Genomic DNA, 8031 nt, shown 5'->3' with positions numbered 1-8031 from the left:
AGTTAAGTTTGATAATGGATGGCGGATGTCAGCACTCGATATCTGTTTTTTGGTAAGGCAGAAATGATCGGCCAGCAACGCTGACCCATATTACAGACGCTCCACATGGTGTTTTCATCATGAAAATATCAGATATCTCTATTAAAATCATAAACTTAAATGAATATAAGCTTGGTGAAAATGCGTATTGAAAACGGGTTTTTATCAAGCTTACTATTATTTGTAAATTTGTTTCATCAGACATTACCAGAGCATGGGTTCTGATCAACCATAGTGAATTAAACGTTGATGAAATTGATAAGTAGCCATACTGTCAGTAAACCCTTGTTAGCCCTGCCAGTAGTTCATACCTTTACATTACTCGATTACGATTTGTTTAGAGTCTGCATGAGTGTTTTCCAGCCTGGTTCAGCAGCATTTTTCATTACATCTGATAGAGATTCTTTTGTTATTTCTGACTAATTATTTTTCTCATAAAAAAGCGGTCTTTCAATCAATCGGTTTAGTCGCGTTATGAATTACTACCATGACATATTGATACCTTTGAACGGAGCAGGGGATTGAGAGCGTCACGCGAGATAATAATAAGCAATAAAACCTCGCATAAGCAGCAAAAAGAAATCTGCATAATTTAATCTTTTAAATCATTTGCGCACCAGTAGGCCCATCCACTTTCTTTCCCCCTCCTTATCAAGGATTACTTGCTTTCAGATAATAATGTGATTATGCATAACGAGTTCCTTTATGAGCCGTGTTGATTATGCCGGGTAAAAGAGTACCTTATTTCAAACTAATTTATGGCTACTTTAATGCAGTAAGGAGAGAGCTCATCGGACATAATAAAACGATGTTTAAGCCTCAGAAAAGCTGAATCTGGCGTTATACTGCTGGTGTTTTCACAGTGAAAATTTAAAAAAATATCTTTACTATCAGATACATAAGTAATTTAATTCATGGTGAAAATTGCGCTCCCCTCCCGGATTATTATCTGAATAGCGCCAAATTATTACCTCAGGGCTAAAAACCTTTACACCTACAAGGTTATCAGCGGATGTCTGGTTTCATGTTTTGTTTTGTCTTGCCAGTAACCGATTGCGTTAACAGGTAATAACCTGCTTATAGCGATTCTCCATTTCATATCCGCAACTGAAAATCTGTCTGATGTCAGCCTCGATGATTTCTGAATCATGTAAGTTTTATCCCCGTTATTCACAGGCCAGATCCAATTGGTCGATCCTCAATAGATCAAATTGAGATCCTTAACAGATCCCTGCAGGCTCTGAAGCCACGTAGCACAAGGTCTGAAAGGGTGTTGGTAACCACTGTAGCGAGAAGAATAACCACTGGAGAGAGCACAATAACCACTATAGCGAGTAAACCAACCGCGCTGGCGAGTACGCAATAACCACTGTAGCGAGTAGAGCGTGCTTTATGATGTGTATAAGCCTGGTCGCTGTCATTTTTCTTATCCTGGGTAATAAAACAGTACGTTATCTGAGAAGGCTAAGGTGTTAACTGACGGACCTGCTGGTTTTTTTGGGCAAGTTTTCCACTGAATAGATCCCATAACAGATCCACATTAGATCCCTTTAAAGGTCCTGAAAGATCCCCATGCCGCCTTAGCCCTTGGTATCACTGCGATAAAGAAGGATGGCTAACCACTATAGCGAGTAAAACAACCACTGTATCGAGATAAATAACCACTATGGCAAGTAGATTAACCGCTATAGTGAGTGCTAGTATCCACTGTATTGAGTAACAGCGGCTCTCGCCTGTTCACATCACGGATCTTCCTAATGCCAAGAAAAGAACCAGATATCCTGAACATAGCTGATGCGTTTAGCGAAACAGACAAGCGTACAGGCGAAGTTGTTACTCTGACGCCCAACAGTAATAACACCGTGCAGCCGGTCGCGTTAATGCGACTCGGCTTGTTTGTTCCAACGCTGAAATCCACAGCGCGCAGTCAGAAAAACCAGATGAATGCGATGGATGTGACTCAGGATCTGAAACAGTTATCCCTGGTCAGATCGGAAGGGTATGACAACATCAAGATTCTGGGTGCCCGACTGGATATGGATAATGATTTTAAGACCTGGGTTGGGATCATTCGCGCATTCGCCACGCATGAGTGTCTGGGAGACACGGTAACGCTCTCGTTCGTAGAATTTGCAAAACTCTGCGGCATACCTTCTGCGCGCCTCTCATCGAAGCTCAGGAGCCGTCTGGACGCTTCGCTGACGCGGATTGCGTCTAACACCCTGACTTTTACCAGCAAGGGCGGAGAGAACTACACAACGCATCTGGTGCAGTCCGCCAAATACAGCGTTAAAAAGGACACGGTGACCTTACAGGCCGATCCTAAGATCTTTGAGCTTTATCAGTTCGACAGAAAGGTTCTGCTGCAGCTTAAGGCTATTAATGAGCTGGCACGCAAAGAGTCCGCTCAGGCACTTTATACGTTTATTGAAAGCCTTCCGCCCAAACCTGCGCCAATATCTATGGCGCGCCTGCGTGCACGGCTCAACCTTACGTCGCGCGTGATCACCCAGAATGCGACGGTCAGAAAGGCGATGGAGCAGCTAAAAGAGATTGGTTATCTCGACTATACCGAGACCCGCCGCGGCTCTTCTGTGTACTTCTGGGTCCATTATCGTCATCCCAAGCTGCGCCCTGCCGAACTGCCGCTCAGTAAGGCAGGCTTAATCGATGATGAGATGGACGAGTTTGACGATCTGGACAGCGACTCCACTATGATTGATGTCAATCTGCCCGAACCGGTGAGTGAGGATGATAGCAGTGAGCTTGTCATGGTATCGCGTGAGGAAAAAGAGTTACTTAATAAAATCAGGAAACAGAAAAACCGTTAGTTACCTGTTCACCACACCGCTCATGGCTGATGGATCCTGCTAACCACTATAGCGAGTAAGATTACTCGCTATAGTGGTTAATCTTTTCCCGACGGAGCATCTACATCCTGAATCGCCTGCCTGAAAAACATCCTGCTATTTGCTCTGGTTTTCCATTGCGCCTCTCTGATCAGGAGGGTGCATTAAGCTTCGCAAAAGATCGACTTCCTGCAGTAGTTAGCCAGTTCGTCCCGCGGTATCTCTGCAAACGTTGCGTTAACGCTTTAGCGTGTCAGCACTCGCTATAGTGGTTAGTCTGGTCTGGTTAACAGCATGCGGATTTACCTCCCGACGCCATATGTCGTGTTTCGCTGGCGATATTCAGCTCTTCGGCCTTACTCGCTACAGTGGTTATGGCCATTCTGAAATGACCATCTCATCTTTGTTTACCTCATTCTGCCCATAAGATTTACACGCTATAGTGGTTTTCTGATGATTTATTGGCTAATACGTTCAGATAATGATCAGATGACAGACCTGGCTGTTACAACATTCTCGCTACAGTGGTTATTTTTTGGGATAGAAGGGAGGAGATCACTCGCTATAGTGGTTAGCGGTATCGTTTTATACTGTTTGTTACTAATATTCAGTAATTTAAAGTGAGTGCTTACTATCATTATATGTCTCTCACCGTATCATGAGGATAAAAAACCAGCGCGACAGGAGAGATCAGGCAGGCACTCGCTACAGTGGTTGCGTTACAGGATGAGCAGAATGGTTTCGCTAACAAAACAAAGTTATTTTACTGAATAACAGCATAGAGCAGGGCAGGGCTATGATTCTGTTCCTGCTACATGCACATCTTCACACGACCTTTTTACTCGCTATAGTGGTTACCCCGCAGGTGAATCGTGCGAGGTGCCCTGCTAAGCACGGATATTTTCAGGCTCCTCTTTCTGAATGACTTACTCGATATAGTGGTTATCCTCTTAGGAAAGAGGTGAGCAGGCACTCGCTACAGTGGTTATCTTTGCGCTTATTCTCTGCGCGAGTTAGTTATCGTTATGATTCGGATGATTATTGCGCAACTTACTGGCTACAGTGGTTAACAGTAACGCTTCTGGCGCACGTTTACTCGCTATAGTGGATATTTGTCACATTCCCTGGCCGGATAGCGCAGTTCGGTCTCCGATTTACTTCCTATAGTGGTTAACCTGTCAGAGTTACTCGCTATAGTGGTTATCTGGGAATGCATGCCGGATACGCGTCATCAGCTCATTCAAAAGTGTCAGTATGGCGTTCAGAATGATTGCAAAAGAAGTGCTGAATGCGTGGATAAATACGGGGACGCAGGGCATGGCTGTCAATGACACCTGTTCCTGAGGGCTGGCAGGGCCATAAATGAAGAAAGCGGCCGCTCGCTGGCGCACCGCTTTAGGATTATTAGGACTGCGTACGTTACATGGCCTCGCGATATTCCGGCCAGGCGACAGCTTGCGCCTCATATCGGCCCGCAGCGGCGAACAGCGTACCCTGGAAATTGATTACACCTGCTGCTTCCAGCCACATCCACTCTTCTGCCTGTACGATCCCTGCCGCGATGACGGTGATCTCCAGCGCTGAGCAGCACTTGATGATCGCCTGCACAACCGCCTGCTTTGGCCCACTGCGATGAACGTCGCGGGTAATACCGGCATCAATACGGATACGGTCGGGCTGAATATGAGTCAGCAATGATAATCCTGCGGAGCCGTCTCCAAAATTGTCGATAGACAGGCTGATCCCGAACGCTTTCAGTGCGCGTACGGCTTCAGAGAACGCGTCCAGTTGTGAAATCACGCCGGTTTCACTCACACCAATAACGACCTGCTCCGGTACCAGCCCCGCCTGCTGAATTGCTGCCACAATGTGCTCGACGGCGTCGGGTATGACAACCAGCGTCATTGGCAGCAGACTCACGTAGAGCGTCATACCATCGGGACAAACCAGACCAGCCTGGGAAAAGGTTTTCTTCACGGTTTCCAGGTCGTCAACATAAAGCCTGTCGCCGGAAATTTCATCGGTAAGCGCCGGACGAAGGGTAACAGCTTCAATGGCGGTCACCTGACGCGCCAGCGGATCGACCACCGGACGGAAGCTTACGCCTTCTGTCTCCGGGCGGGAGTCCGGCACATGAGTGTGCTCTGAAATAAACTCCCAGTAACCTGGCGGAAGAACCTCGTAGTAGTTTTCTTTCTCACGTGACTCTACAAAAGTACGCAGGAATTGCAGTGCCCGATCATCATAGGTCAGGCGATATTTAGACGTACCTTTGTCCAGCACCGCCTGTAGCAGTGATGAGCGATCGTGTTCGCGCAGGTCAAACAGCGACATGCCCGCATTACCAAAACGTCGGGAAGGCGCATAGTCACGCATCAGTTCGACGACATTATGATGCCGCCGATCGGCACAGATTCGCTGATAAACTGCCTGAATGCCCGCTTCAGGACCTTCGAGTAACTGGAAGAAATGGGTGCCGTTGAATAACAGGATACCGGTTACATCGTGCGTGCTGTTGATTTTGCTGGCGTTATCGACCATCTCCGGAAGGGTTCTGACCGGAAAGTCATCTGAAATATGGCTGCGATAGATTATGGTAGTTAGCATGTGCAGCTCCGTTTTACGTAATTGTTGCGGACACGCTAACACTGATCAAAAAATGTTTCATCTATACTTGATTGCTGTCGCACGGACTGCAACAGAGCAGGTGGCACTAAGCGAAACGGCAAATCGGCAGATCTGCATTCAGTTAACGTAACCGTAATGACGCTGCTGGATCTGTGCCGATGAAATCATGTCATTGCATCATAAATAAGGCAGCCATCGGGGCGGCCTTGTGGTTCTCGCGGAAACGTAATCATCGGCTCAGCAGTGACATAAGCGTAATGTTCAACACAGGCATCGATGATTTTTTAGCGCGCAGGTTTAATGGCACTCACCACGCAGTTTCCAGTGAAGCCAGTGATCCAGCGCTTCTTCGTTTAATGGCTTCGAATAGAAATAGCCCTGGGCCTGATCGCAGCCATATTCTGTCAGGGATGTCACGGCGTCAGGACACTCAACGCCCTCTGCCACCACCGTATAGTCCAGCTCTTTGAGCATGGCGATGATGCTACGGGCAATAATGCGTGAAGCCGTATCTGAAGAGAGCTCACTGATCAGAGAGCGATCCAGCTTGATAACATCCAGCGGCATACGACGCAGATAGCTGATATTGCTGTAGCCTGTGCCAAAATCATCGAGTGAAATCGTGAATCCCCGTTCTCTGAGCATCTCCAGTCCGCGAAGAGCGGTGGGGCTTTCAAGGATGCGCTCTGTCTCCAGACATTCGATGCCCAGCAGCGAGGTCGGAAGCTTAGACTTCAGCATTTTGCTTTCCAGCGCGGAAGCAAATCCCTCGCATGCAAAATCGCGCACGCTGACGTTTATGGTTAATGGCAATTGAATACAGTTATTACGCAGTCGTCTGAGACGTTCAACGGCCTGGTCGATAATCCAGGCGGTCAGCACCGAGAGCAGATCGGTCTGCTCGGCCAGCGGAATAAAGGCAGCCGGTGAAAGTTCCCCTCTGCTGGGATGTCGCCAGCGGATGAGCGCTTCCAGGCCCACCGGTTTACCACTCTGCAGGCAAATCTTAGGCTGATAGACCATATAGAGCCCGATGTTATCGCGCAGAGCTGTTTTCAGATCGGTCATCAGCAGGAAATCTTCTGAGCGCTGTGTCTCCGCCTCAATATCAAAACGCTGAGAAGGCAGCCCGCGCCCGACCGCTTCATTCAGCGCGCTCACCGCGCGGCGCAACACTTCCGACGCTGACATGCTGCCGGCAACAAAGCCGGCCTCACCGGTATGAGGCGTCAGTGCAACTGACAGCCCCTCATCCATGTCTGCACTGATACCCTCCAGGCGATCGGCGACCCAGGCTGCACTTAGCCGGCTATCGGCACGAGTCAAGATGGCAAACCGCCCTGTGGCCACAGTGTAGATCATTTCACCTACCGCCGGACGCAGGCGCAGCGGCAGCAGGGTAGCCATATCCTTCAGCAGGCTTTCAACCGGATTCATTCCCATGGTGCGGGCCAGTTCATAAGCACGTGACATGTCGATGCAATCAATCAGCACCAGACGGCGTGGCGTGGTGTCGCCGGCTACGGCCAGATATTGCAAATCACGTATCAGGCGCTGGCGATTAGGCAATCCGGTCACCGGATCGCAAAAACCAGCCGAATGCCAGGCTTCAAGAAAGGACATGACCAGTGTGGAGAGCAGCGTTAATGTTGTCACCTGCTCAACGGCAAATGCATGCGGCTCGGTGTCGGTAACACAGAGCGTGCCCAGAATAATGCCGTCGCGGGTTTTCAGGGGCACACCGGCATAAAAACGAATAAAAGGTGAGCCAGTGATCAGCGGATGCGTGACAAAGCGCGCATCGTGATAGGTATCCGGCACGATCACTGCGCTGTCGCTGTCTACCACATGACGGCAGAGTGAATCCCCACGCGTCGAGCGTTGCAGATCAAAGTTATGTGACGCGCGTACGGTCTGGAATTCGTCATCCAGCACCGAGATAAAGCTTCCCGGGATACCCAGGGCCTGACTGGCTAACCGGACAAATTTTCGCAGAACGTCATCGCGACTTTCGTCAGGGTTGCGCAGTGCCTGCAAAGCACGACTTCGGCGCTCATTGTCGCCGTCTAGATTCTTGAGCATGTGTGTGTAACCTCCGCACCGGCTGATTACGGAGCGAAAAAAGAAAACTGTCCGGAGCGAAATCTGATTCGGGCGGCAGGAAATATAGCGTATTTTTTATTGTCAGCCTGATAATAAGGGAGTATGCGGCGGGTGTCTCTTAATATTTTCTTTAACGCATAAAGGGAATATTAACGATTCGAAAATTTAATCGAAGCGGTGTCTGATTATTTACCTTTTATATTTTCAGCCAGCCACTTCAGCACGTTTAAGCTTCATTTACGGGCAGAAAATCAACAAGCATTCAGGATGGTTAATATTATTTCTAAGTCGGTTTTCATGGGAAACAGCCCAGATGACGGAGGCAGGATCGTTATGCACAGGCTACTCTGCGGGATAACCTCTTCAAACACAACGTAAAAGCCGGGAAGGAACCCAGACCGGCAGAGGTGAC

At 48.5% G+C, this 8031-nt stretch carries 3 protein-coding genes; 1 reads left to right on the top strand and 2 read right to left on the bottom strand.

Features of this window, described 5'->3' with window-relative positions; translation table 11 throughout:
- Positions 1-1796: 1796 nt before the first annotated feature.
- The gene (locus AC6I8J_RS21945) at positions 1797-2870 is read left to right on the top strand and encodes a RepB family plasmid replication initiator protein (RefSeq protein WP_222925685.1); all 1074 of its coding nucleotides are present in this window, start codon (positions 1797-1799) and stop codon (positions 2868-2870) included.
- Between the two features lie 1437 nt (positions 2871-4307).
- On the opposite strand, the gene AC6I8J_RS21940 is transcribed toward AC6I8J_RS21945, so the two are convergent.
- Together AC6I8J_RS21940 and AC6I8J_RS21935 are read right to left on the bottom strand one after the other, a co-directional pair.
- A complete protein-coding gene (locus AC6I8J_RS21940; RefSeq protein WP_222925686.1) occupies positions 4308-5495 on the bottom strand; it encodes a diguanylate phosphodiesterase in 1188 nt (395 codons plus the stop codon).
- Between the two features lie 318 nt (positions 5496-5813).
- The gene (locus AC6I8J_RS21935; protein ID WP_161736649.1) at positions 5814-7598 is read right to left on the bottom strand and encodes a putative bifunctional diguanylate cyclase/phosphodiesterase; all 1785 of its coding nucleotides are present in this window, start codon (positions 7596-7598) and stop codon (positions 5814-5816) included.
- Between the last annotated feature and the right edge of the window lie 433 nt (positions 7599-8031).

Source organism: Pantoea sp. X-Soil-ISGK-355 (assembly GCF_059730805.1).
Note: the sequence above shows the minus strand (reverse complement) of the source record. Positions and strands in the feature narration are given on the sequence as shown.

What these genes read in the sequence shown, in the direction of transcription:
- AC6I8J_RS21945 (WP_222925685.1), top strand. Translation starts at nt 1,797, where the DNA reads ATGCCAAGAAAAGAACCAGATATCCTGAACATAGCTGATGCGTTTAGC.
- AC6I8J_RS21940 (WP_222925686.1), bottom strand. Translation starts at nt 5,495, where the DNA reads ATGCTAACTACCATAATCTATCGCAGCCATATTTCAGATGACTTTCCG.
- AC6I8J_RS21935 (WP_161736649.1), bottom strand. Translation starts at nt 7,598, where the DNA reads ATGCTCAAGAATCTAGACGGCGACAATGAGCGCCGAAGTCGTGCTTTG.